21 protein-coding genes and 1 pseudogene are annotated in these 23,359 nt (G+C 71.7%); 10 read left to right on the top strand and 12 right to left on the bottom strand.

Annotated elements, in window-relative coordinates; translation table 11 throughout:
* Positions 1 to 43 precede the first annotated feature (43 nt).
* The 5 genes from EV562_RS12755 (at position 44) to EV562_RS12735 (ending at position 4,795) form a co-directional block, all read left to right on the top strand.
* Entirely contained in the window at positions 44 to 1,024 is a 981-nt protein-coding gene (locus tag EV562_RS12755) for an NADPH:quinone oxidoreductase family protein (RefSeq protein ID WP_133886891.1), read from the top strand.
* Positions 1,021 to 2,205, top strand: coding sequence for an acyl-CoA dehydrogenase family protein (locus EV562_RS12750; protein WP_133886890.1), 1,185 nt, complete (start codon positions 1,021 to 1,023; stop codon positions 2,203 to 2,205). The genes EV562_RS12755 and EV562_RS12750 overlap by 4 nt, the downstream gene beginning before the upstream one ends.
* Positions 2,202 to 3,290 (top strand): acyl-CoA dehydrogenase family protein, encoded by a 1,089-nt coding sequence (locus EV562_RS12745; protein ID WP_133886889.1) that lies wholly within the window; start codon positions 2,202 to 2,204, stop codon positions 3,288 to 3,290. Before EV562_RS12750 ends, EV562_RS12745 begins: the two co-directional genes overlap by 4 nt.
* Before the next feature lie 330 nt (positions 3,291 to 3,620).
* On the top strand, positions 3,621 to 4,484 hold the full coding sequence (locus EV562_RS12740) for a phosphatidylinositol-specific phospholipase C/glycerophosphodiester phosphodiesterase family protein (RefSeq protein ID WP_133886888.1): 864 nt from the start codon (positions 3,621 to 3,623) through the stop codon (positions 4,482 to 4,484).
* 116 nt (positions 4,485 to 4,600) lie between these two features.
* The gene (locus EV562_RS12735; protein ID WP_133886887.1) at positions 4,601 to 4,795 is read left to right on the top strand and encodes a hypothetical protein; all 195 of its coding nucleotides are present in this window, start codon (positions 4,601 to 4,603) and stop codon (positions 4,793 to 4,795) included.
* 25 nt (positions 4,796 to 4,820) lie between these two features.
* Here the strand turns inward: EV562_RS12735 and EV562_RS12730 are convergent, their stop codons facing one another.
* Complete coding sequence (locus EV562_RS12730) at positions 4,821 to 5,189, bottom strand: DUF779 domain-containing protein (protein WP_133886886.1); 369 nt, start codon at positions 5,187 to 5,189, stop codon at positions 4,821 to 4,823.
* A 132-nt stretch (positions 5,190 to 5,321) separates the two neighbouring features.
* Here EV562_RS12730 and EV562_RS12725 point away from each other — a divergent pair, with 132 nt between their 5' ends.
* Positions 5,322 to 5,795, top strand: coding sequence for a MarR family winged helix-turn-helix transcriptional regulator (locus tag EV562_RS12725; protein WP_133886885.1), 474 nt, complete (start codon positions 5,322 to 5,324; stop codon positions 5,793 to 5,795).
* A 136-nt stretch (positions 5,796 to 5,931) separates the two neighbouring features.
* Positions 5,932 to 7,539 (top strand): MFS transporter, encoded by a 1,608-nt coding sequence (locus EV562_RS12720; protein ID WP_133886884.1) that lies wholly within the window; start codon positions 5,932 to 5,934, stop codon positions 7,537 to 7,539.
* On the opposite strand, the gene EV562_RS12715 is transcribed toward EV562_RS12720, so the two are convergent.
* From EV562_RS12715 to EV562_RS12695, 5 genes are all read right to left on the bottom strand, one after another.
* Positions 7,502 to 7,927 (bottom strand): luciferase family protein, encoded by a 426-nt coding sequence (locus tag EV562_RS12715; protein WP_133886883.1) that lies wholly within the window; start codon positions 7,925 to 7,927, stop codon positions 7,502 to 7,504. The two genes, EV562_RS12720 and EV562_RS12715, sit on opposite strands and share 38 nt — an antisense overlap.
* A gap of 145 nt (positions 7,928 to 8,072) precedes the next feature.
* Positions 8,073 to 9,164 carry a lytic polysaccharide monooxygenase gene (locus tag EV562_RS12710; RefSeq protein ID WP_133886882.1) on the bottom strand — a complete coding sequence of 364 codons (1,092 nt, stop codon included), beginning with the start codon at positions 9,162 to 9,164 and terminating at the stop codon, positions 8,073 to 8,075.
* A 137-nt stretch (positions 9,165 to 9,301) separates the two neighbouring features.
* Positions 9,302 to 10,453, bottom strand: a complete 1,152-nt coding sequence (locus EV562_RS12705; RefSeq protein ID WP_133886881.1) for a cellulose binding domain-containing protein — start codon at positions 10,451 to 10,453, stop codon at positions 9,302 to 9,304.
* A gap of 251 nt (positions 10,454 to 10,704) precedes the next feature.
* The gene (locus EV562_RS12700) at positions 10,705 to 11,730 is read right to left on the bottom strand and encodes a LacI family DNA-binding transcriptional regulator (RefSeq protein ID WP_133886880.1); all 1,026 of its coding nucleotides are present in this window, start codon (positions 11,728 to 11,730) and stop codon (positions 10,705 to 10,707) included.
* A 514-nt stretch (positions 11,731 to 12,244) separates the two neighbouring features.
* Positions 12,245 to 13,333 (bottom strand): MerR family transcriptional regulator, encoded by a 1,089-nt coding sequence (locus EV562_RS12695; RefSeq protein WP_208298340.1) that lies wholly within the window; start codon positions 13,331 to 13,333, stop codon positions 12,245 to 12,247.
* Positions 13,334 to 13,484: 151 nt separating this feature from the next.
* Between EV562_RS12695 and EV562_RS12690 the strand changes: the two genes are divergently transcribed.
* Positions 13,485 to 13,901, top strand: coding sequence for an SgcJ/EcaC family oxidoreductase (locus tag EV562_RS12690; RefSeq protein WP_243860041.1), 417 nt, complete (start codon positions 13,485 to 13,487; stop codon positions 13,899 to 13,901).
* A 39-nt stretch (positions 13,902 to 13,940) separates the two neighbouring features.
* On the opposite strand, the pseudogene EV562_RS12685 reads toward EV562_RS12690, so the two are convergent.
* From EV562_RS12685 to EV562_RS12670, 3 genes and pseudogenes are all read right to left on the bottom strand, one after another.
* Positions 13,941 to 14,349: pseudogene (locus tag EV562_RS12685) on the bottom strand (FKBP-type peptidyl-prolyl cis-trans isomerase).
* A 551-nt stretch (positions 14,350 to 14,900) separates the two neighbouring features.
* Complete coding sequence (locus EV562_RS12675) at positions 14,901 to 16,022, bottom strand: acyl-CoA desaturase (RefSeq protein ID WP_133886877.1); 1,122 nt, start codon at positions 16,020 to 16,022, stop codon at positions 14,901 to 14,903.
* Positions 16,023 to 16,029: 7 nt separating this feature from the next.
* Entirely contained in the window at positions 16,030 to 17,085 is a 1,056-nt protein-coding gene (locus EV562_RS12670) for a ferredoxin reductase (RefSeq protein WP_133886876.1), read from the bottom strand.
* Between the two features lie 86 nt (positions 17,086 to 17,171).
* Here EV562_RS12670 and EV562_RS12665 point away from each other — a divergent pair, with 86 nt between their 5' ends.
* A complete protein-coding gene (locus EV562_RS12665) occupies positions 17,172 to 18,311 on the top strand; it encodes a PucR family transcriptional regulator (protein ID WP_133886875.1) in 1,140 nt (379 codons plus the stop codon).
* A 107-nt stretch (positions 18,312 to 18,418) separates the two neighbouring features.
* On the opposite strand, the gene EV562_RS12660 is transcribed toward EV562_RS12665, so the two are convergent.
* Positions 18,419 to 19,765: a helix-turn-helix domain-containing protein gene (locus EV562_RS12660; RefSeq protein WP_133886874.1), complete on the bottom strand. Its 1,347-nt coding sequence runs from the start codon at positions 19,763 to 19,765 to the stop codon at positions 18,419 to 18,421.
* Positions 19,766 to 20,451: 686 nt separating this feature from the next.
* Between EV562_RS12660 and EV562_RS12655 the strand changes: the two genes are divergently transcribed.
* Positions 20,452 to 21,132 carry a PAS domain-containing protein gene (locus EV562_RS12655; RefSeq protein ID WP_133886873.1) on the top strand — a complete coding sequence of 227 codons (681 nt, stop codon included), beginning with the start codon at positions 20,452 to 20,454 and terminating at the stop codon, positions 21,130 to 21,132.
* A 100-nt stretch (positions 21,133 to 21,232) separates the two neighbouring features.
* Here the strand turns inward: EV562_RS12655 and EV562_RS12650 are convergent, their stop codons facing one another.
* Both EV562_RS12650 and EV562_RS12645 read right to left on the bottom strand, forming a co-directional pair.
* Entirely contained in the window at positions 21,233 to 21,751 is a 519-nt protein-coding gene (locus EV562_RS12650) for an RNA polymerase sigma factor (protein WP_133886872.1), read from the bottom strand.
* A 62-nt stretch (positions 21,752 to 21,813) separates the two neighbouring features.
* Complete coding sequence (locus EV562_RS12645) at positions 21,814 to 23,121, bottom strand: condensation domain-containing protein (RefSeq protein WP_133886871.1); 1,308 nt, start codon at positions 23,119 to 23,121, stop codon at positions 21,814 to 21,816.
* Positions 23,122 to 23,359 lie beyond the last annotated feature (238 nt).

The following is a 23,359-nucleotide window of genomic DNA, read 5'->3' as shown; positions in this document are numbered from 1 at the left end:
TGCGAAGGACCCGGTCGGACGACGCAGTCGGTGGAGGCCCCGCATGCAGGCATGGCAGGTGCACGAGAACGGCGAGCCGGGCGAGGTGATGCGCCTCGCGGACGTGGCGCCGCCGACACCCGGCGAGGGCCAGGTCCTGCTGAGGGTCCGCGCCGCGAACATCAACTTCCCGGACGCCCTGCTCTGCCGGGGTCAGTACCAGGTCAGGCCGCCGCTGCCGTTCACGCCCGGCGTGGAGATCTGCGGCGAGACCGAGGACGGCCGCCGCGTCATCGCCAACCCAGTGCTGCCGCACGGCGGCTTCGCCGAGTGCGCCCTCGCGGACGCACGCGCCCTGCTGCCCGCGCCCGACGCGCTGGACGACGCCGAGGCCGCCGCCCTGCACATCGGCTACCAGACCGGCTGGTTCGGCCTGCACCGCCGGGCCCGCCTCGAGGCCGGCGAGACCCTGCTCGTCCACGCCGCCGCGGGAGGCGTCGGGAGCGCCGCCGTACAGCTCGGCAAGGCGGCCGGCGCCACCGTCATCGGCGTCGTCGGCGGCCCGGACAAGGCGGCCGTCGCCCGTGAGCTGGGCTGCGACACGGTCGTCGACCGGCACGGAGAGGACGTCGTCGCCGCGGTGAAGGAGGCCACCGGCGGCCGGGGTGCCGACGTGATCTACGACCCCGTCGGCGGCCAGGCCTACGCCCAGTCCGCCAAGGCCGTCGCCTTCGAGGGCCGGATCGTCGTCGTCGGCTTCGCGAGCGGCACGATCCCCAGCCCCGCGCTGAACCACGCGCTGGTCAAGAACTACGCGATCCTCGGCCTGCACTGGGGCCTGTACAACACCAAGAACCCGGAGCTGGTCCGGCACTGCCACGAGCAGCTCACCGAGCTGGCCGCGCGGGGCGCGATCAAGCCGCTGGTGAGCGAGCGGGTGCCGCTCGCCGGTGCCGCCGACGCCGTACAGCGCGTCGCCGACGGAAGGACGACCGGCCGCGTGGCCGTCGTCCCGGAGAACCTGGACAAGGGAGCCACCGCATGACGGACGCAGCGGAACTGCGCCGCCGTACCCGGGAGCTGCTGGCCGCCCATCCGCCGGCGACCACCGAACGCCTGGACTTCCTGCGGGCCCGCTTCGACGCGGGACTCGCCTGGGTGCACTACCCGGAGGGCCTCGGCGGACTCGGTGCCCCCCGCTCCCTCCAGGCCGTCGTGGACGCCGAGCTGGCGGCGGAGGGCGCCCCCGACAACGACCCGCGGCGCATCGGCATCGGCCTCGGCATGGCCGCCCCCACCATCCTCCAGTACGGCACCGACGAGCAGAAGCACCGGCTGCTGCGGCCCCTGTGGACCGGGGAGGAGGTCTGGTGCCAGCTCTTCAGCGAGCCGGGCGCCGGGTCCGACCTGGCCGCCCTCGGCACCCGCGCGGTGCGGGACGACGGAGGGGACTGGATCGTCAACGGGCAGAAGGTGTGGACCTCCAGCGCGCACCTCGCCCGCTGGGCCATCCTCATCGCCCGCACCGACCCGGAGGTGCCCAAGCACCGGGGCATCACCTACTTCGTGTGCGACATGACCGACCCCGGCGTCGACGTGCGGCCGCTGCGCCAGATCACCGGCGAGGCCGAGTTCAACGAGGTCTTCCTCACCGACGTCCGCATCCCCGACTCCCGCCGTCTCGGCGAGGTCGGCGACGGCTGGCGGGTCGCGCAGACCACGCTCAACAACGAGCGGGTCGCCATCGGCGGCACCCCGATCCCCCGCGAGGGCGGCATGATCGGCAAGATCGCCGCGACCTGGCGGGAGCGTCCCGAACTGCGCTCCCACGACCTGCACCAGCGACTGCTCGGGCTGTGGGTAGAGGCAGAGGTCGCCCGCCTCACCGGCGTGCGCCTGCGCCAGCAGCTGGTGGCGGGCCAGCCCGGCCCCGAGGGTGCCGGCATGAAGCTGAACTTCGCCCGCCTCAACCAGGAGATCAGCGGCCTGGAGGTCGAACTCCTCGGCGAGGAGGGCCTGCTCTACGACGACTGGACCATGCGCCGCCCCGAGCTGGTCGACTTCACCGGCCGCGACGCCGGATACCGCTACCTGCGGTCCAAGGGCAACAGCATCGAGGGCGGGACCAGCGAGGTCCTGCTGAACATCGTCGCCGAGCGCGTCCTCGGTCTGCCCGCCGAACCGCGCACCGACAAGGACGTCGCATGGAAGGACCTCGCCCGATGAGCGCACAGCCGGAACCCGCTCTCCTCTACTCCGAGGAGGAAGAGGCGCTGCGTGCCGCCGTCCGGGACCTGCTCACCGACCACTGCGACCCGGCGGGCGTCATCACGCGCACCGAATCGGCCGCCCCGCACGACCTGACGCTGTGGAAGACCCTCGCCGGCTCGATGGGCCTTGCGGGCCTGCTGGTCCCCGAGGAACTGGGCGGGCAGGGCGCCACGCACCGGGAAGCCGCCGTGGTTCTGGAGGAGTTGGGGCGCGCGGTCGCACCGGTGCCGTACCTGACGAGCGCCGTCGTCGCCACCGAGGCGCTGCTGGCCTGCGGGGCCGACGACCTGCTCACCGAGCTGGCGGCCGCCACGACCGTGGCCGCGCTCGCCGTCGGGCTGCACGTCGCACCGGGCGGCGCCGTGCCGCACGTACGGCTCGAAGGCGGCACGCTGCACGGGGAGTTGACGGGGATCGCCGACGCGTCCTTCGCCGACGTGCTGCTGGTGCCGGCGAATGACGGAGGCCTTTACGCGGTCGCCACGGCCGACGCGAGTCTCGCCCCGCAGGTGTCGCTCGACGCCACCCGCCCGGTGGCACGGGTGACCTTCGACGGGGCGCCCGGGCGCCGGATCGGCGACGCGGAGCCCGCCGTGCGCCGGGCCCTGCGTGCCGGTGCCGGGCTGCTGGCCTCCGAACAACTGGGCCTCGCCGACTGGCTGCTGACCGAGACGGTCCGCTACCTCAAGGAACGCAAGCAGTTCAACCGGCAGGTCGGCGGCTTCCAGGCGCTCAAGCACCGGCTCGCCCGGCTGTGGCTGGAGGTGGCCGGCCTGCGCGCCGCCGCCCGGAGCGCCGCCGACGCCCTGGCGACCGGCGAGGACACCGACGTGGCCGTCGCCGTGGCGCAGGCGTACGCGGCCCAGGTCGCCGTCCACGCCGCCGAGGAGGCGCTGCAACTGCACGGCGGGCTCGGCATGACCTGGGAGCACCCCGTCCACCTGTACCTCAAGCGGGCCAAGGCCGACTCGATCGCCTACGGGGCGGCGGGCACCCACCGCACGGCCCTGGCCGAACTGGTCGACCTGCGAGCGCCCTGACGCGTCCTTCCGGGACCCGAGGGGGGCCTGGCGCGTGCCGTCCGGGTCGGGTCTGGCGCGTGCCGTTCGGGCCCTGAGGGGTCTGGCGCGTGCCGTCCGGGTCCCGAGGGGGGCTGGCCGAGGGGGGCTGGCGTGCCGTCCGGGTCCCGAAGGGGTGCTGGCGTGCCGCCCGGGACCCGAGAGGGGCCCTGGCGTGCCGTCCGGACGCCGCGTAGGTCCGAGTGAACGACCGGCGGCGGTCCGGCCAACTCCCCGCAGGGCTCTGCTCCCGAGGCCACCGGGCACCCATACTCACTGGGGTCCCGTACGGCACCTCCAGGGAGGCAGAGCATGGCCGGCACCACCCGACGCAGAGCCCTCACCACCCTCGGCGCCGCCCTCGCGGGCGCGGTCGCCCTGCCCGCCGGCACCGCGCTGGCGTCCGAAGGCAGGCACGGACCGCGCCCGTTGTGGCGCGCGCACGCCCACAACGACTACGAGCACCCCCGCCCTCTCCTCGACGCCCTCGACCACCGCTTCGGCAGCGTCGAGGCCGACATCTACCTGGTCGACGGTCAACTCCTCGTCGCCCACGACCCCGAGGACCTCGACCCCTCCCGCACCCTGGAGTCCCTGTACCTCGACCCGCTCGCCGCCCGCGTCCGCGCTGGCCACGGCCGGGTGTACCCGCGGGAGGCAGGCTCCCTGCAACTCCTGATCGACATCAAGACCGAAGGCGCGTCGACGTACCTCGAACTCGACCGCCGACTGCGCCGCTACCCGCACCTGTTCACGTCCTGTGTCCACGGACGGGTCCGCCCGGGCGCGGTCACCGCGGTGGTCTCCGGCGACCGGGCCGCCCGCGCGCCCATGGCGGCCCAGCGCACCCGCCGCGCCTTCTACGACGGCCGTCTCACCGACCTGGGCACCGCCGCACCGGCCTCCTTCGTCCCGCTCATCAGCGACAACTGGACGCTCAACTTCACCTGGCAGGGCGTGGGCGCCTTCCCGGCCGCCGAGCGGCGCAGGCTGCGGGAGATCACCGAAGCGGCCCACGCGCGCGGGCAGCGGGTGCGTTTCTGGGCCACGCCCGACGTGGCCGGGCCCGCGCGGGACGCCGTGTGGGGCGAACTGCTCGCCGCCGGGGTCGACCATCTCAACACCGACGACCTGGCGGGCCTGGAGGCCTTCCTCGACGCCCGCCGGGACCGGTAGGGGCGGCACCGGAACACCACTCGTTCGGCGGACAGGTCAGCTGCCCGGACGAACCGTCCGCTACGCCACACTTACGGCCGAACGCCGCGAAGTGGACGTGGCGGAGGAGGTTGACGATGGCCATTTCCATCTCTGTGGTGCTCTTGCTGTTCATCCTGGCGGTGCTCTTCCTGCGCAACGGCGGGCTGAAGGTCTCGCACGCGCTGGTGTGCCTGCTGCTCGGCTTCTACCTGGCGAGTACGAGCATCGCCCCGACCATCAGCAGCGGTCTGACGGCGACGGCGGACATCGTGAGCAGCCTCAGACCGTGACCCGGTGACCCGGGTCCCCGGTGTCTCAGCCGTCGATCACCCGGGAGCGGATGAGGAAGCGCACCCCCTCGGGTGCCTCCAGTGAGAAGCCGCTGCCCCGGCCCGGGACGACGTCCACCGTCAGCCGGGTGTGACGCCACCCCTCGTACTGGCTGCGCGACATCCAGAACTCCACCGGCTGCGCGACGCCGTCCACGGCCAGTTCGCCGAGCAGGACGTCCGAGGCGCCGGTGCGGAACTCGCCGGCCGGATAGCACATGGGTGCGCTGCCGTCGCAGCAGCCGCCGGACTGGTGGAACATCAGCGGGCCGTGCGCCTCGCTCAGCCGTCGCAGCAGCAGGGCCGCCTCAGGGGTCAGCTCGACGCGGGGGATCTCCTCGTATGTGTCGCCCATGGCGCGTATGGCACCACGGGGAAGGTTGCGAGTGCGTTGCGCGGCAGTGCCCCTTTCGGCGTACCTCTCTCGACGTGCCCCTCTCGCATATGTCTTTTGACATACCTATAGTTCCATACTTATTATCCGCGGGTGACCGAATCCAGCACCCGGCGCCGGGACATCGACCACGTGGCCTCCGGCCTCGCGGCGTGCCTTCCCGCGCTGCACCGGGCGCTGGACCGGCAGGTCGCCGCCCGGTACCCGCACCCCAAGCCCCCCGAGGGCCATCTCGCCCTGCTGCGGTTCGTCGCCCAGCACGAGGGCGCCACGGTGCGCGAGGCCGCCGAGTCCCTGCTGATGAAGCCGAACAACGTCAGCGCGCTGGTCTCCCAGCTCACCGAACAGGGTGACCTGGAGCGCCGGCGGGACAGCGCCGACAAGCGGGTCGCCCACCTCCACCTCACGGCCACGGCCCGTGAGCGGCTCTCCGAGGTGCGGGAGCTGGAGACCGCGTTCATCCGCCACGCCCTGACCTCCCTCACCGAGGGCCAGCAGGGCGCGCTGGGCTCCGCCCTGGACGCCCTCGACGCGTTGACGCGGCACCTCCACCCCGGCGTTCGCTGACCCACGGGCCCGCCCCTCGCGGTGCGCCGCTCCCTCCCCCCGTATCACCCCTTCCGGCAGCACCCCTTCCGGCAGCACCCCTTCCCGCAGCACGCCTCGCTGCGGTGCCCCCGCATCAGGAAGAGAAGGCTCCTTCATGCCGTCCACGTCTGTGGATCACTCCGCCATGCCCGCGGCCGAGACCGCCCCCGCCCCCGCCCCGGGGACGGCCGGCCGTCCGCGGGCCAATCCGTGGCTGACCCTCCTCGCCGTCGCGTTCGGACTGTTCATGGTCCAGCTCGACGGCTCCGTCGTCGCCATCGCCAACCCCGAGATCGGCGGCGACCTGCACGCGTCCACCGCCCAGCTCCAGTGGGTGACCAACGCCTATCTGCTCGCCCTCGCCGCCACCCTCATCCTGGGCGGCAAGCTCGGTGACCGCTTCGGCCGCCGCACCTACTACCTGGCGGGCGTCGCGGGCTTCACCCTCGCCTCGGTCGCCATCGGCCTGTCCGGTTCGATCGAGGGCGTGGTCGCCTTCCGGGCCCTCCAGGGCGCCTTCGGCGGACTGCTGATGCCCAACACCCTCGGACTGCTCCGCTCCGTCTTCCCGCCGAAGAAGTTCGCCATGGCGGTGGGCATCTGGGCCATGGTCTCCGCCGTCGCGACGGCTCTCGGCCCCATCGTCGGCGGCCTCCTCGTGGAGCACGTCGACTGGGAGTCGGTCTTCTACATCAACGCCCCCATCGGAGTCGCCGCCGTCGTCTTCGGCGCCCTCGTCCTCCCGGAGAGCCGCAACGCGGGCGGCCGGGAACGGTTCGACATACCCGGCCTCGTCCTGCTCGCCCTCGGCCTCCTGGCCGTCGTCTTCGGCGTCGTCAAGGGCGAGACCTGGGGCTGGACCTCCGCGGGCACCCTCGGTGCCGTCGCCGCCGGCCTCGTACTCCTGCTCGTGTTCGGCCGGTACGAGATGCGCGTGGAGCACCCGTTGCTGCCGATGCGGCTGTTCCGCAGCCGCGCGCTGACCATCGGGGCGATCGTCACCGCGCTGAACTTCTTCGTCATGCTCGGTGTGATCTTCTTCGTCATGCTGTACCTGCAGAACGTGCGCGGCTTCACGCCGGTCGAGGCCGGAGTGCGGACGCTCCCGCTCAGCCTCGCCTCGCTGGTGGCCTCACCCCTGGGCGCGGCCCTGACCCAGCGGTTCGGCCCCCGGCTGACCATGCCGCTGGGCATGCTGCTCCAGGCGGCATCCTGCTTCGGCATGCTCACCTGGCAGACCGACTCCTCCTACGCCACGATGTGGCCGCCGTTCATCGCGCTCGGCCTCGGCGTCGGCATGGTGATGTCCGCCTCCTCCGACGCCATCGTGGGCAACGCCCCCGTCCGCGACGGCGGCGTGGCGGGCGGCCTCCAGGCGACGACCCTGCAGATCGGCGGCGCGCTGGGCACGTCGGTGCTGGTCTCCCTGATCAGCGCCCGGGTCGGGGCGACCCTCACCGGCGAGCTGATCGAGGCGGGCGTGACGCCGGCCGTGGCCGACCGTCTCGGAGAGGCCGAGGACGCCGTGGCGATGGGCGTGGCACCCGTCTCCGGCGACCTGCCGGCCGGGTTGCGGGCCGCCGTGGTGGAGGGCAGCGGGCAGGCGTTCATGAACGGCGTCCACGTGGCCGTGATCGTCACCGGCACCCTCTGCGTGCTGGGCGCGGTCCTCGCCGCGGCCGGCCTCAGGCTTCCCCGGCCACGGAGCGCGGAAGCACCGTGACCCGGTGGAAATTGCACCCCGGGGGCGCCGAGTGCCCGGAACTCCCGGGGGCCGCCGTGGCGAGGTCGGCCGGGGGCCGGGACTGATGGGCCTTGAGGGCGATGCTCGTCAGGCTCAGCAGCAGGTCGACGTCCGCGTCGCAGTCCAGGTGCACGGTCACCCAGCGGGAGTTGGGCACCAGGCGGATGGCGGTGGACCCGCCGAGGTCGTACTGGAAGCGCTGGATGGCCCGGTGGGTGAGGTGGAGGTCCACGTCCCGGTCCGAGTGGAAGTGGACGATCTCGTCACGGACGGAGCGCAGCGCCCGTCCGGTTCGGCAACTGGCCGGACCTGAGGTCAGGTCCGGCCAGGCGTGCAGCCGCTCAAAGGCGCGCTGGGCCAGAGTCATGGCCCTATCGTCGCCCTATCACCGCCTCGCAACCAGGGGTTGAGCGATTCTTAACCGGCACGTGAGGTCGGAGGGGCTCCTCGGTTCCCTCAGGGACTCAGGACCTGCGCTCCCCAGCTCCCCAGCTCCTCAGCTCCTCAGCTCCTCAGGGAGTGACGCAGCCGATCGAGTCGGCCGGGAAGTTGTTGCCCGTCGACGTCGCGGTGAAGCCGAAGGTCACGCTCCCGTCCGGTGGTACGACCCGGTTGTGGTCCACGTTCCGGACCGTGACCGCGCCGTCGCTGCCCTTGGACGCCGAGCCGTTCCACACTCCGCCGAGCGTCGTTCCGTTGCCCGGCTGCCACCGCACCGCCCAGCCGTTCAGCGGCTCGGTCCCGTGGTTCATCACCGTGACCGAGCCCTGGAAGCCGCCGCTCCAGGAGTTCTCCACGGAGTACACGGCCATGCAGGACCCGCTGTGGGTCGGCGGGTCGGTCGGGTCGGTCGGGTCGGTCGGGTCCGGGTCCGGGGTGCTGCCGGAACCGCGGATGCCGGTGACCTCCCCGTTGCCGCCGTCGAAGACGACGTCCGAGCAGGAGAAGAAGTTCTCCTGGCTGTCGGAACGCACCCACTGCATGAAGATCAGCGCGTTGCCCGAGCGGCCCGAGGGAAGCGCGAGGTCCCAGTAGTAGTGGCCCCCGTCGGTGCCCGGCGAGCCCTGCTGGGGCGGGTTGGTCTTCGTCTGGATCAGCTCCAGGTCGTCCCAGCCCAGCTCGGACGTGGGCGACCAGCCCGGCTTGGTCAGGTACACCCGGAAGGACCCCGGGTGGGCGGCCCAGTTGCTGTACTGCACCGGGATCGTCGCCCCCGAAGTCAGGTGCGTGCGGGGCCAGTCACCACGGGGCGCGTTGTAGGCGGAGAAGTCGTACGGGGAGCGGTCGCCCGCGCTGCACAGGCTGCCGTCCGGCACGTAACCGGCGCCGCGGCCACCCGCGTTGGAGTCGAGTACGGCGAACCAGTTGTACAGCGCCGTCGCCCCGCTCTGGTCGAGCGCGGCCTGGCACGCCGGGTTCGTCGGGTCGAGGGCGCCGGTGCCGGTCTTGGCGTCCAGCTGGCACAGGTAGGTGCGGGAGCCGGGCATCATCGCCACGCCGTGCGCCTCGGCCCGGCCCTGCCCGAGCAGAAGGGCGCTGCCGAGCGCGCCGAGCAGGGTGGCCAGTACCGCCGCTAGAGACAGGAATCTGGTGCGTCGAACCATAGGGATCTCCTGGTTCCGGTCCATGGATGAGCAGAGTAATGATCAGTTCATGACAAGATCGAGTCGCGATGGAACCCTCGCCCGTCCGGGGCGGGCGCATCGACCGGACGGGCGAGGAGACGGTGGGTGTGTGACTGCTACGCCGTGGTGCAGGCGACGTCGTTCAGGCGGAATCCGGCCGGCTTGGCGAAGGTGCCGTCGTAGGTGCCCTGGAAGCCGAACGACAGGCTGCCGCCGGGGGCGATGCGGGCGTTGTGACTCGCCCCGGTCGCCGTGACGCTGCCCGTGGAGGGCGTGACGGACGCGTTCCAGGCGTTGGCGATCCGCTGGCCGGAGGGCAGTGTGAAGGCGAGCCGCCAGCCGTCGACGGGGGCGGTACCGGTGTTGGTGACCTTCACGTCCGCGGTGAAACCGCCCTGCCAGACGTTCGTGCCGTACGACACCGCGCACGCCGACGTGCCGCCCGGATTCCCGGGGTCGGGGTCGCCGCCCGGTGCGCCGCCGGTCTCGACGCTGGAGGAGAAGGAGTTCACGGCCAGCCCGGCACCGTTCTGCCAGGGTTCGAACCCTGCCTGAACGCTCGTCAGGTACCAGTCGTTCGCGGCGAGTCCGCGCGCGACCGTCTCCCGCACGAAGTCCTTGACGTCGAAGCTCCAGCTGCTGATCGCCGACGGGGCCACGAACGACAGCACGTCGTTGGAGCCGTTGCCGCCGCTCCACACCTCCCAGGTCCGCCCGCCGACGGTGGCCGTCCCCACCGGCGAGCCGATGGGCTGGATCGGGCCCACCCGGTTGAACCAGATCATGATCTCGGTCCGGTTCACCCCGTCGGTACGGGGGGTCGGGTCCAGCCAGATGTCGTACGAGGCGTTGTAGACCGCGTTGCCGACGAAGCTGTACGAGATGCTGGACGGCGCCGAGGAGATGGTGTCGACCCGGGCGGGGAGCTTGGTACCCGGCGAACAGGCCGTGTAGTGGCAGCCGTTGAAGATCGAGGGATACGACTTCGGCGCCCCGTTGGTCGGCGTCGAGCCGTCCGCCTGGGTGACCCGGAAGCCGGTGTCGGTGGCGGTGACGCACTGGGTGGCGCTGGAGCCCCAGCGGTTGTTCTGGACGATGTACCGCCCCTGGACGGTGGTCGTCCCGAAGGGCTCGCAGAGTGTGGTGTCCGCCTGGGCCGGTGCCGCGGTGGTCACGAGTGACGCGACGAGGGCGAAGGTCGCGCAGGCCGCGCCGAGGGCGCCTGAGAGGCCGCGGGGGACGCGGACTCGGGGCCGTAACGTTCGCATGGGGGGCCTCTCCGGGAGGGTGCGGGGGAGGGAGGGGCCGGTGCGGGAGCGCTCCCAACTCCCCACTGATGGGAGCGCTCCCACTTACCGGTTGATTGAGGACTGTAGGAGTGGTTCATGTTCCTGACAAGACTGTGCGCACCCGGATTGTCGAATGAATCTCGAAGCACCAGGTGAGAGGCATGCTTCTCGGGAGCGCTCCCGAAGAAGTCCCCGGGGGCACACGGCCCTCAGGCGCCGGTTCCCCTCGCTCAGGCGGAGTCCCGGATCACCAGTTCCGTACGGAGAATGACCTGCCGCCAGGCGACCGGAGTGTCCTCCATCTCCTCCTGCAGCAGCCGCACCATCGTGCGGCCGATCTCCTCCAGGGGCTGCCGGACGGTCGTCAGCGGCGGATCCGTGCGGCGGGCCGGGTGGAAGTCGTCGAAGCCGATCACCGCGACGTCCTGCGGCACCCGGCGGCCCGCGGCGCGCAGTGCGTGGAGCGCTCCGGCGGCCATCGTGTCGGAGGCGGCGAAGACCGCGTCGAGGTCCGGGTGGCGGTCGAGCAGTTCGGTCATCGCCCGGTGCCCGCTCTCCTCTGTGAAGTCGGTCCCCTCGACGACCAACGACGACCTTGCGGCCACGCCCGCCGACTCCAGCGCATCGTGGTATCCGCGCAGACGGCACTGGGCGACGTACATGTCGAGCGGTCCGCTGATCGCCCCGATCGTGCTCCGGCCGGCCTCCAGCAGGTACGTCACCGCGCCGCGCGCTCCGCCCGCGTTGTCGGCGTCGACGTACGTGACGCTCTCCTCGCCGGAACGGCGCCCCAGCATCACGGTGGGCAGCCCCGCCTTGGCCAGCATGTCCGGCAACGGGTCCTCGGCGTGCACGGACATGAGCAGCACGCCGTCGACCCGGCCGCCACGGGCGTACTCCACGAAGCGCTGCCGCTCGGTGTCCGTGAGGACCAGGGTGAGCAGCAGCTGCACCGGGGTGTCCGTGAGGGCGTCGCCGACGGCGTGGACGATCTCGGTGAAGAACGGCTCCCCGAACAGCCGCCAGTCCGGCTCCGTCATCACCAGCGCGACGGCGTCGGCACGGTGCCCCGCCAGGGAACGCGCCGCGAGGTTCGGCACGTACCCCAGTTCGGCGATGGCCCGCTGCACGGCGCGACGGGTCGAATCCCGCACGCCGGCCGCGTTGTTGATGACCCTCGAGACGGTGCCCCTGCCCACGCCTGCGCGCGCGGCCACCTCCTCCAGCGTCGGCGTACCGGGACGCTGTCTGCCCATGTCCGCCCGCCTTCCCCACGAGATCATCCGATACTACGGCGACCCGCCCGGGCCCGGCGGGGGATCGTGCGGGTGGAAGCCGGCAGATCGACAACAGGTGGTGCGGGTGGGAGCCGGCGGGCCGGTGGGACATGGTGCGGATGGAGACGGGCGGACGGTGGCGGACCGTCGGGTGGAGGCCGGCGGACCGGCGGGGATCGTACGGGGTGGAGGCAGGCCGATCGCCGGGGGGCCTACGGGGTGGAGGGCAGGCCGATCGCCGGAGGCAGCCGGCCGCACCGGAAGGGTTTCCGGCCGTCAGCCCTCCAGGGCGGTGCGCAGGTCCCACAGGATGCGCCAGGTGGTCGACCCCCGCTCGGCACGGCGCGCCGGGACCGGGCCGTCCCAGTACCGTCCGGGAAAGGCGGGGACCGAGGGCGAGGGCGACGGCGAGAGCGGGGGCGGGAGCGGGAGCGGGAGCGACGGCGAGGACGGCGGTGGTGGCGGGCCGCGGCGAGGGGCGGCCCGCTCACCGTCAGTCGTCCAGGCGGACCGGCATCAGCAGCGAGAACGTCTCCTCGTCGTCCACCCGGCGGATCGCCAGGGGCGTCGTGGGGGCGGCACCGAACTCCAGGACGAGCCGGTCCCGGCCCGCGGCGGCGAGCGCGTCCAGCAGGAACCCGCGGTCGACGCCGACGTCGTTCCCGTCCTCGTCGCCGTCCCCGCAGACCACCACCGCGCCGTCGTCCGCCGTCGCCAGCACACTGACGTCCCGCGCCGCACGGCCCGGCTCGCCCGCCTCCGCCACGCGGACGGGACCGGCCTCCAGCGCCTCCCGGAACCCGGGGACGTCGACGACGACCCGCCGCCCCGACGGCAGCCGGACGAGACGGCGGTAGTCGGGGAAGTCGTGCGCGAGACGCTCGCCCGATACCCGGCGCTCTCCCGCCTCCAGCGTCACGCGGTCGCCCTCCAGGGCGAAGTCGGCGGCCCCGTCGTCACCCAGCAGCGCCCGCATCGCGTCGACGAGCGGGGCGGGCACGAGGACCTGCTCACGCGGGCCACCGTGTCCGGCACCGGCCACGCGCGCGACGGCCATCCGGTACCGGTCGGTGGCCACCACGCGCAGTGCGTCACCGTCGACGTCGAACAGCACCCCGCCGAGCATCGGCAGCTCGGGGTCCGTGGCGACGGCGAAACGGACCGCGTCGAGCGCGCCCGCCAGTGCGGACGCGGAAAGGGACAGCCGGACGATGCCGGTAAGCGGCGAGGCGGTCATGGGGTTCTCCCTGCGATCGAGCAGCGCTTCGAGTGCGGAGAACTCGCCGCGGGCCTCGGTCAGCCCGCGTTCGAGACGGCGCAGGTGCGCCCCGAGAAGCCCGCGCACCAGATCCGTGTCCGGGCCGGACCAGCCGGCCAGCACCAGCCGGACGTCCGCCAACGGCATGCCCGCCCGCCGCAGCCGGGCCAGCAACCTGGCCTCTTCGAGCTGTTCCGGGGCGTACCAGCGGTACCCGCTCACCGGATCGACCCGCGCCGGGACCAGCACGCCGGCCCGGTCGTAGAACCGCAGGGCGCTCACCCCCAGTCCGCTGTCGCGGGCCGTCTCCCCAATGCTGCGCATCTCGCTCTCCACGTCCGCCACCCTGGTCCCTCGACCAGGTCGAGGGTCAACCACGGGCCGACGCCCGCGGGAACCGGCCTTTCCGCACAGCCCGCCCGTCCATCCTTCCGGCCTTGACCTCACGCGCACTTGAGGTACGACAGTGGTCCACATGAGCACAGAAGACGCATACGTGGAAGCACACCCGGCCGACATCAAGGCCATCGAAGGCGTCGTGGCCGCCGTCGAACGCACCCAGCGCGCCAAGGACGCCGAAGGGTTCCTCACCCTCTTCCACCCCGACGCGCTCTGGACCACCGCCCACGGCAAGGTCCTCCTGGGCCTCGACGCGATCGCCGGGTTCACCCGTGCGGTCCTCCCCGCCGCCGTCTGGGACGGCGACGTCACCTACGAGGTGACCCACACGCAGTTCCTGCGTCCGGACGTGGCCGCGGTCAAGGTCCGGCAGGTCTACCACTCGGCCGAGGGCGACACGGAGGGCGCCCCGCTCTACGTGATGACCAGGCAGGACGACGGACGCTGGCTGCTGCACGCCTGCCAGAACACCGAGGTCCAGAAGCCACGTTAGGGCTGTCGCTTCCGCAGCGCAGGGGAGGGGCGATCGGACTCACCAGGCCTTGCTCCACCCGGTCGTCCTGGAGAACGAGTCCAGCAGGTCCACCACGAAGACCAGGGTCGATCCGGGCGGGATCAACGGGGAGGGCGACTGGTTGCCGTAGCCGAGACGCGGGGGAACGATGATCTCGCGGCGGCCGCCGACCTTCATCCCCCTCACCCCCCGGTTCCCAGCCCTTGATGACCTTGCCACTGCCCAGGGCGAACTTGAACGGCTGGTCCCGGTCCCAGGAGGCATCGAACTCCTTCCCGGTCGCGAAGGTCACCCCGACATAGTGGACCCTGACCACCATGCCCGGCTTCACCTCGGCACCGTCCCCGACGACCAGGTCCCGGATGGTCAGCTCGGCAGGAGCGTCACCCTCCGGAACGTCGACCTCGGGCTTCGTCGGTTCACTCATTGCAGCCTCATCACTCTCAGCCGGAAGCCCTCGCACGGACCGGCCGGACACACTACCGAGAGGGCAGGTCCCCGGCACACGGGGGCCTGACCAGGCAAGTCGCCTGGTCGTGCCCAGCCAGGCCCCCTTCCCGGGTGTCTAGAAGAAGCCGAGCTTCTTGGGCGAGTACGACACCAGGAGGGTTCTTGGTCTGCAGGTGGTACACGCTCACCGTCGCCTCTGGCCTGCGGCAGAGGGTGGGATCGTCTGCCGTTGAGCCGAGCGGGTCCGCACCTGGGCCGGATCTCGGTGCGTGTTCCGTGGTGTCGGCGTGCGAGTCCAGCGGTACGACATGGCACAGGTTGTAGAGACCGTCTTCGCACGTCAGTCCAGGGCGGGCGTGGCCTGCCGGGCCACTCCTTGGACTCCGACCGCTCCGGCGGCGCGGCCGGTCCCCCTGCCGCCCGGCCCGCGGCACATCCCCAGTCACGGCACGGTCGACATGGCTGCCCCGACCAGCCAGGGCCCGCTCCCGCTGCGCCTGGACCGGGCGGAGGCGCCGTGCCGGGGCATCAGGCCGCGACGAGCTCCTGCTCGCGGGCCGGCGTCTGGGCCGCGGGCTTCTTCCTGTTCGGCAGCGAGAGCCGGAAGACCTTGCGCCACGCGGAGAACACCTGCTGGGGCAGCGGCCCGGTGACGTACTCCAGCTCGTACTTCTCGAACAGCGCGCGCACCCTCACCGCGACCTCGGCGTAGCGGTTGCTCGGCAGGTCCGGGAACAGGTGGTGCTCGATCTGGTGGGACAGGTTGCCGGTCATGAAGTGCATGGCCTTGCTGCCGCTGATGTTCGCCGAGCCCATCATCTGGCGCAGGTACCACTGGCCGCGTGTCTCACCCTTGATCGACCGGCGCTCGAAGACCTGCACGCCCTCGGGGAAGTGCCCGCACATGATCACCGAGTGGGACCAGAGGTTGCGGACCAGGTTGGCGGTGAACGTGGCGGCGAGTGTGGGGAGGAACGACGGGCCCGACAGCAGCGGGTGGATCACGTAGTCCTTGAGCACCTGCTTGCGGATCTTGCGGCCCACGGCCTTGGCCCGCGCGCGGAACTCCGGGTTCTTGCGGCGGCGCTTGCTCAGGTTCTTGCCGAGCTCCAGGTCGTACGCTGCGATGCCGTACTCGAAGAAGCAGGCGTTGATGAAGTTCCACAGCGGCTGGCCGAGGTGGAAGGGATGCCACTTCTGGTCCTCGTCGACGCGCATGATGCCGTAGCCGAGGTCGTTGTCCTTGCCGATCACGTTGGTGTACGTGTGGTGCAGCTCGTTGTGCGAGTGCTTCCACTGGTCCGCCGGCGAGACGTGATCCCATTCCCATGTGGTGGAGTGGATCTTCGGGTCCCGCATCCAGTCCCACTGGCCGTGCAGGATGTTGTGCCCGATCTCCATGTTGTCCATGATCTTCGCTACAGAGAGCCCGGCGGTGCCGATCAGCCACGCGGGCGGGAAGATCGAGAACAGCAGCACGCCCCTGCTGACCAGCTCGAGCTTGCGCTGGGCGGAGATGACCTTCCGGATGTAGGCGGCGTCCTTCTCGCCGCGGCCGGCGATCACCTCGTCGCGGATCGCGTCCAGCTCGCGGCCGAGCTCCTCGATCTGCTCCGCGGTCAGGTGGGCGGTGGGGTCGATGGCGGTCAAGGTGCTCCTACCGTTCGATGCTGCAGGGGCCCGCCGCGGCGGACACACAGGTCTGGATGAGGACGCCCGGCTCGGCCTCGGTGACCTCGCCGGTGCGCAGGTCGCGTACGGCACCCGCATTGAGCGGTGTGACGCAGCCGAAGCAGATGCCCATACGGCAACCGGAGGGCATGAGGACCCCGGATTCCTCGCCGACGTCCAGCAACGGCGTGGCGCCGTCCGCGGCGACGGTCTTGCCGGTCGTGCTGAAGGTGACCTCGCCGCCGTCACCGGCGACGACGATGCCGGGGCGGAAGCGTTCGGTGTGCAGGCGCTCCGGTACGCCGTGCTCGCTCCAGTGCTTCTCGGCGGCGTCGAGCACGCCCGCGGGCCCGCAGGCCCAGGTCTCGCGCTCGGCCCAGTCGGGCACGAGTTCGTCGAGACGGGCGATGTCCAGTATGCCGTCGGTGTCGGTGTGCACCTCGGTGAGCCGCAGCTTCGTATCCGCGACCAGACCGTGCAGTTCGTTGCGGAAGATCACGTCCTGCGGCTGTGGAGCGCAGTGGACCATGACGACGTCGTCGAACTCGGTGTCGCGCAGCATGCCCATGACCGGCGTGATGCCGCTTCCGGCCGTCAGGTACAGCACCTTGGCGGGCCTGGTCTTCGGCAGCACGAAGTCACCGGTCGCCTGGTCGAGCTGGATCAGCGTGCCCGGCTTCGCCCTGCGGACGAGGTGGTTGCTGACTTTGCCCCCCGGGATCGCCTTCACGGTGATCGTGACGCGGCCGTCGCGCCGGTCCGTCGGGGAGGTGATCGAGTAGGCACGCCACAGGCGCACACCGTCGACGTCGACGCCGATCCGCACGTACTGGCCGGCGGTGTGTCCACGCCAGCCCCGTCCCGGCCTGATCACGATGGTCGCGGCGTCATCCGTCTCGGGAAGCACGGCCTCGATGCGCCCACGCAGGTCGGCGCCCGCTCGCAGCGGGCTGACCAGGTCGAGGTAGTCCGACGGCAGCAGCGGCGTCGTGACCATCTCCAGTAGTTTCCACGCCCTGCTGCGGAGGGCTGTACTCGTCATGACCCCAGCTTGGTGAGTCCGAAGGCGTAAAGTCCTGACCGCAGGACGTGAATCTGGCCGCCCTATTTGTTCGCAGGGAACAAGAAATGAGCCATGCAGTCCAGAGGGCCAGCGAACTGGCCCTGGACGAGAGAACGGTCACCGCACTGCGGGCCGCGCTGAGGACCACCGCCGACGAGGTCGTCCAGGCGATCATCGACGAGGTTCCTCCCTACGCCAATGCCCTGTCGGGCAGCATGGGCGGCACCATCCGCCGAGCCGTCCGCACCGCCTTGGGGCACTACCTGGACCTCGCGAGCGGGAACGCCACCGGCGGCGACGCCGGTGACGCCGCCTACGAGCTGGGCCGGGGCGAGGTGCGCGACGGCCGTTCGATGGACGCTCTGCTCAGCGCCTACCGCGTCGGTGCCCGCGTGGCCTGGCGATGCCTGGCAGCAGGTGCCGTACCCGCGGGTCTGCCCGCCGCCGAGGTCGCCAAGTTCGCCGAGCTGACCTTCGCCTACATCGACGAGCTCTCCGCCGCGAGCGCCGCGGGCCATGCCGACGAACTGGCCGCCCAGGGCCGGGCTCAGGAGCGCCACCTGGAACAACTGGCCCGCGACCTCCTCGCCGGCTCGAGCCCGGACGTACTGCTTGTGTCAGCTCAACGGGCCGGGTGGCAGCCTCCGGTTTCGCTGACCGCGGTCCTGCTGCCCGCCGCCCAGGCCCGGCCTGCCTACCGCGTGCTCGACCCGAGCACCCTCGTCCTCGACGATCTGCCGGACGCCACGGGTGTGCTGCTTGTCCCCGATGCCGACCGATCACGTCTCATGCGACAGCTGGCCGACCGCACCGCCGTGGTGGGCCCTGCCCGGCCGTGGACGCGTGCGTCGGCCTCGTACGCACGAGCCGTACGCGCGCGCTCCCTCTCCTCCGGCATTCGCGACACCGAGGAGCACCTGTCCGAGCTGGTGCTGAGCGCCGACATGGACGCTTTCGTGGACCTGCGTGCCCGAGCGCTCGCACCGTTGCGGACCTTGCCCGACTCGACCGCGCGGCGGCTGGAGGAGACGTTGCGGGCGTGGCTGCTGCACCAGGGCAGGCGGGACGAGGTGGCGGCGGCGTTGTTCGTCCATCCCCAGACCGTCCGGTACCGGATGTCGCAGGTGCGGGAGCTGTTCCCGGATCTCGCATCACCGCACCGGGTCCTTGAACTGACGCTGGCGGTAGGTCTTCGGGGCAGGTGACGCGCTCCTCGACTGTCCACGGCCACATCCGGGGGGTCCACCGGCCGGTCAGTGCCCGCTCCGCGCGAGGCCCAGGCCCTTCGCGCCGGTGGGCCATCGCGCCGTCGTCACGGCTTCCCTCTGCTCTCTGCGAGGCCGTCCGCCCCGCCGGCGCGAGTGCCCAGCCGGCGGACGGACCGCGGTCCGTCCGACCGGCCGGGGCGAGTTTGGCAGGGGGCCGCCCCGGAGGGGTGGATGCGGGCAGCCAGAGCGGTGGCCAGCGCTTGCCATACGTCAGCGGCGAGGCCGACGTACCTGGACTGCGTGGCCTGTCGTGCGAGCTGTTGGAGCGCGGCGACGCCCTCCTCGACCCGGCCCGCGTGGATCGCCAGCCGGCCGTCGAGGACCGACAGGCGTACCCGGTCACGGTAGGGGAGACGCAAATCCTCCTCGGACAGCACGGTCCGACTGAGCAGGGCGGCGTCCTCCAACCGGCCCTGTGCAAAGGCGAGATGGGCCTGGAGGGTGTGCAGTTCCTGGAGCTGCGCAGGCGTGCCGGTCAGATCGAGGACGGAGGCGGCCTCTGTCAGCCACTCCTCCGCGGCGGCCACCCGAGGCGGTGACATCTGCAGTGCCGCAGCGGCGGCAGCGGTCCGCAGCCGGGCCCACGCGGTGAGGTCCTCCCGTCCGCCCTTGAGTAGACCCAGGGCCTTGTTCAGCCGGGCCATGGCGGCCGCGTCGTCGCCCTTGCGGCTGCTGACCACGGCGGCCGTCCACAGGGCCTCGGCCGCCTGTACGGCAGACGCCCGGGGCAGCAGATCGCGGTCCAACTCGCCGACGTGCTGCGAGGCCGCCTCCCACCGGCCGAGTTCCGTCTCACTGTTGATCAGCTCCAGCAGGGCGGCGAGGGTGTCGGGCACGCACAGGTGCGCGGTGCGGGCGAGGGAGAGCGCCTCCGTCGCCGCCGATTCCGCCGTGGCCAGGTCGCCGATCGCCCGTGTGCAGCGCGCGTAGCGGACGAGCGAGCGGGTGTGGAGGTCGGGGGCGCCCAACGAGCGGCTCAGCGCCAGGAGTTCCAGCAGGCGTGTGCGCTCCGATTGGTGGTCGCCGTCCCGATCGGCGGCTTGGCTGAGCAGCCACAGGGCCTGCCAGCGGGCGGCGGGGTCCTCGCCGGGGTCCTCCTCGACCGCGCGACTGAGCGCCGCGGTGCTGTCCGTCCCGGACGGCGCCGAGGCCACGGCGGCCAGCACTCCGCCCAGGGACCTGCCGTCCTGCGGGCCGGTCAGGGCCGAAGCGTCGACGCCGAGTCGCTGGGCGAGGTAGGCCACGGTGCGCTCGGTGGGCCGCCGGTCGCCGGACTCCAGGCGTGACAGGTGTCCCGTCGACATGCCGTCGCCGACGACGTCGGCCTGGCTCAGGCCGCGTGCGGTCCGGAGTCTTTTGAGTCGACGGCCGAACTGCGGCTGGTCGAGCATCTCCCTCCTCGGGTCAGGTGGCCCGATCGGCGCGGTATCCGTGGTTCCGCTTGCCCGATCGGGCAGGTGAGTTGTCAGCACTTTAAGGAGCGCGGCAAGGGGCGACAAGCGGTTGGGCGTGGCAGGCAAGCGCATTCCAGGGGCAGCGTCCCGGGCCGGCGGGATTGTTGGTGAGGGGGGTTCGTGGGGCCCGAATTCGGCCCATTCGCAGATGAGTTCACGCGTTGCCCAGGTCACCTGGCAAACTCTTGTCTCAAGGGTTGTCTCCCCTTAATCTCGAAGGAGGCTTCCCCCAAGCGATCCCCTCTTCGTCTCGTGGAGGTTCTCGTGCTCCCCATGGCCGAACGCGCTTCTCGTCTCGGCAGGGCTTACGTGTCGCCCGCCCGGCCCTTGGGCGGCCCGTCGACGGGACCGTACCCCGGGCTCGAACGACAGCGATGACAACGTTGCCCAGCAGGCCCGGATGACGGTCGTCTCGGCACCGCTCTCTCCGCTCACCTGACCCGATCCCGGCTCCATGGCCCGCCGCCGGCCGGGAACGACGCGGAACTGCGGCCCCGGCCACCGACGAGGTGGCGCGTGCCGTCACCGGGCGCTCGTCGACACCCAGTACAGCGCATCGGTCCGCTCCGCGTCCGTGACACCCTTCCCAGCCCCCCACGTGCAGGAAGAAGGACGGTACGTCCGTGGCCACCACGAGTTTCCCCGACGCCTCGCCCGGCAAGAAGAAGACCGCAGCCACAGCTGTTCCCGCCCGCCGCGACCTGATCGCCGCGCAGGACCATGTGACCCCGGCGGCCACCTGCACGGCCCACGTCTCCCCGCGGGACCTCGCGGTCACGGCCGCGGAACCCGAATTCGCCCGCCAATTCGGCCTGAGTGCCGAAGAAATCTGCGGACGGGGGCTCCTCGAACTGCTCCGTACCCCGACCCCAGGCCATTTGCGGGAACAGTGTGCCGCGCTTTCCTCGGGGCGTAGCCGGAGATTCAAGCAGAAGGTGACGGGCCGGGACGGCGACGGCCGTAGTTTTCATGCCGAAATCACCGCCATCGCCGTCAGGCAGCCCTCTGGTGAGACGGCCGGTGTCGTCGTCCTCCTGCGCCGGACGACGGAAGCGGTCACCGGCGGGCCCGTGCTCAGCGCCCTCGACGCGCAGGTTCTGGAGGGTGTGGCGAGTGGCGATTCCACGGTGCAGTTGGCCTCCCGTCTGTATCTGAGCCGCCAGGGCATCGAGTACCGCGTCGGACAGATGCTGCGTCGTTTCGACGCGCCCAACCGGCCCGCCCTCGTGGCGCGGGCACACGCCCTCGGGATGTTCGCCGCGGGGCAGTGGCCCCCGCGTGTCCTCCCGGAATGCGTGCGGTAGTGCGGAACGGGGCCTGCCGGGCCCCGCGCGGCGGCCGTGGCGGAAACACCGCCACGGCCGCCGTCGTAACGGCCCGGCCCCCGAAGTGGCCGGACCGGCCTCACGCTGCCGAGGGCTGCCAGGCTTCCTGGAACCGGCGGCGGGCACGGAAGAGACGGGAACGGACGGTGCCCACGGGCAGGGCGAGCACCTCGGCCATCTCCTCCTCGTTGAGCCCGTAGGCACGCAGGGTGAGGACCTGCCGGTGCGCCTGCGACAGGCGTTCCAGCACGTCGATGATGTACACCGCGTCCATGGGATTGGTCTCCTGCTGAGCTTCCACCTCGGAGCACCAGCTCTCCGTGCCGTAGCGCTTGGCGGTGCGGACGGCTTCCCGGACCGACACGGAGCGCACCCAGCCGTAGAACGCCGCCGGTTCGCGCAGGGATCCCAGGCCGCGGTAGACGGCGAGCAGTGCCTCCTGCGTGGCGTCGGCGCCGTCGTCATGGGTGATGGACCGGCAGAGACGCGCCACAAAGGGCGTGATGGCGGTCAGCAGGTGGTTCATCGCGTGCTCGTCGCCCGACTGGGCTCGGGGGAGCAGCGTGAGGGGGGAGGGGAGTTCGCTGAAGGTCTTCATGACGGACAGAGGTTCCTTACGGCCGGGCGGGCGAGGTCGAAGGGGCGAACGCGTGGACGTACTCAGCCGGTGGCGGCCAGGGCGTGCCCGGGCTCGGACGCATCCGTGAACGCCAGGAGTCCGGCGTGCACGTCGTCGCGGAAAGCCCTCATGAAGTCAGGGCTGTAACAGGCGGTGGAGTGGGGGAACTCGATGCTGAGCCGGCCCTCGAAGGAGACGACGCAGGCCATGACGGGGCTGCGACCGGCCTGCGGGAAGTAGTGCTCGCGGCCCGGGACCAGCCGTACGTCGACGGCCCGCAGCCCGCCGGGCAGGCGCGGACCCGGGACCACGCCCATGTTGGTGGCGATCACCGTGGCCAGTTGCAGGGCGGGGTTGCCGCGGATCTCCGGCGCGATGCGCACCTCGTGCACGTGGTCACCTCGGGAGAGGAAGTCGCTGAGACGGGCGTGCACGGCACGGGCCACCTCCGACGGCTCGGAGCTCGCGGACACCTGAAGGGCCTGCAGGTGGGTGGTGACCGCGGGGACCGGGGCGGAGGCGGGCAGCGGCGGGGACAGTCGCGAGCGCAGGTCGACGGGGGAGAGACAACCGAGCGTGCGGGCTCCGTCGTCCCCCGGCAGCCGCCGTCTCGCCGTCACCAGAAGGGTGGCGGAGATCAGAGCGTGCACCGAGACGCCCGAGGCGCGCGCCGTCCGGCGCAGCCGTGAGGTGAGGTCCGCGTCCAGGGTCATCCTGCGGACCTCGATGTGCCCGCCGGCGTCGGTCCCCTCGCCGGGGGCGGCGTCGTAGGGGATCAGTTCGACCGGGTGGCGCCGTATCTCCTCCAGGCGGCCGTCCAGGTACTTCGCCGTGTCGCCGTCGTCGACGGCAGGCAGCAGCCGGCTCACCGGCTCCGGCCAGCGGGGGTCCTCCGGATCGGCGCTCTCGCCGGTGCCCCCCTCGACCAACTGCCGGTAGCGGTCCCACAGGGCGTTGTGCAGCGCGATGCTGCTGTGGCCGTCGGTGACGGTGTGGTCGATCACCAGCACGAAGAGGTGGCGGTCCCCGCCCGATGCGCTGACCAGGACGGCGCGGCTGAGGGGACCTCCGAGCGGCAGTGGCCTGTTCAGCTCCGCCGCGTAGGCCTCGGTCTCGTCGCCGGTCCGGGTGATCAGCCGGGGCCGCTCGTCGGCATCGAGGACGCGCAACAGGTGCCCCACCCCGTCCTGTTCGATGCGGGAGCGCAGGGGCGGGTTCGCCTCGGCCGTGGCGTCGAACGCGGCCGACAGTGCCGCGACGTCCACCGGCCCACGCAGGGTGCAGGACAGCACGGCCCTGCTTCTCTGGCCCACGTAGAGCGTCTCGACCGGACACAGCGCACGGTGCATGCCGTCAGCCTTCTTTCCGTCGTTCGTTCCGGAAGTCCACGGCCCCGGGGACGGGTCTGCCACCGCGGTGGTCCGCGGGGAGGTCGGGGGCTTTTCGAGGGTGCACGGCGGTGCACGGCGGAATCCAGCTCGGAGGCCTCCGGGTGGGGAAGTCGCGTGAATTCCCTAGAAGTTGAGCAGCGGTCCGCACTCCCTAGCCCGGCGGATCTCAGGGAAATCCCTGAATCGCCGGCCGGCG

This window comes from Streptomyces sp. BK208 (genome assembly GCF_004364245.1).
Classification (GTDB): Bacteria; Actinomycetota; Actinomycetes; order Streptomycetales; family Streptomycetaceae; genus Streptomyces.
Note: the sequence above shows the minus strand (reverse complement) of the source record. Positions and strands in the feature narration are given on the sequence as shown.

Excerpts from the sequence above, each read along its gene's own strand:
- EV562_RS12660 (WP_133886874.1), bottom strand. The coding sequence starts at position 19,765 with ATGCTCGACCAGCCGCAGTTCGGCCGTCGACTCAAAAGACTCCGGACC.
- EV562_RS12650 (WP_133886872.1), bottom strand. The coding sequence starts at position 21,751 with ATGAAGACCTTCAGCGAACTCCCCTCCCCCCTCACGCTGCTCCCCCGA.
- EV562_RS12695 (WP_208298340.1), bottom strand. The coding sequence starts at position 13,333 with ATGCGCAGCATTGGGGAGACGGCCCGCGACAGCGGACTGGGGGTGAGC.
- EV562_RS12645 (WP_133886871.1), bottom strand. The coding sequence starts at position 23,121 with ATGCACCGTGCGCTGTGTCCGGTCGAGACGCTCTACGTGGGCCAGAGA.
- EV562_RS12745 (WP_133886889.1), top strand. The coding sequence starts at position 2,202 with ATGAGCGCACAGCCGGAACCCGCTCTCCTCTACTCCGAGGAGGAAGAG.
- EV562_RS12670 (WP_133886876.1), bottom strand. The coding sequence starts at position 17,085 with ATGACGAGTACAGCCCTCCGCAGCAGGGCGTGGAAACTACTGGAGATG.
- EV562_RS12720 (WP_133886884.1), top strand. The coding sequence starts at position 5,932 with ATGCCGTCCACGTCTGTGGATCACTCCGCCATGCCCGCGGCCGAGACC.
- EV562_RS12730 (WP_133886886.1), bottom strand. The coding sequence starts at position 5,189 with ATGGGCGACACATACGAGGAGATCCCCCGCGTCGAGCTGACCCCTGAG.
- EV562_RS12740 (WP_133886888.1), top strand. The coding sequence starts at position 3,621 with ATGGCCGGCACCACCCGACGCAGAGCCCTCACCACCCTCGGCGCCGCC.
- EV562_RS12735 (WP_133886887.1), top strand. The coding sequence starts at position 4,601 with ATGGCCATTTCCATCTCTGTGGTGCTCTTGCTGTTCATCCTGGCGGTG.
- EV562_RS12665 (WP_133886875.1), top strand. The coding sequence starts at position 17,172 with ATGAGCCATGCAGTCCAGAGGGCCAGCGAACTGGCCCTGGACGAGAGA.
- EV562_RS12700 (WP_133886880.1), bottom strand. The coding sequence starts at position 11,730 with ATGGGCAGACAGCGTCCCGGTACGCCGACGCTGGAGGAGGTGGCCGCG.
- EV562_RS12750 (WP_133886890.1), top strand. The coding sequence starts at position 1,021 with ATGACGGACGCAGCGGAACTGCGCCGCCGTACCCGGGAGCTGCTGGCC.
- EV562_RS12715 (WP_133886883.1), bottom strand. The coding sequence starts at position 7,927 with ATGACTCTGGCCCAGCGCGCCTTTGAGCGGCTGCACGCCTGGCCGGAC.
- EV562_RS12690 (WP_243860041.1), top strand. The coding sequence starts at position 13,485 with ATGAGCACAGAAGACGCATACGTGGAAGCACACCCGGCCGACATCAAG.
- EV562_RS12710 (WP_133886882.1), bottom strand. The coding sequence starts at position 9,164 with ATGGTTCGACGCACCAGATTCCTGTCTCTAGCGGCGGTACTGGCCACC.
- EV562_RS12755 (WP_133886891.1), top strand. The coding sequence starts at position 44 with ATGCAGGCATGGCAGGTGCACGAGAACGGCGAGCCGGGCGAGGTGATG.
- EV562_RS12705 (WP_133886881.1), bottom strand. The coding sequence starts at position 10,453 with ATGCGAACGTTACGGCCCCGAGTCCGCGTCCCCCGCGGCCTCTCAGGC.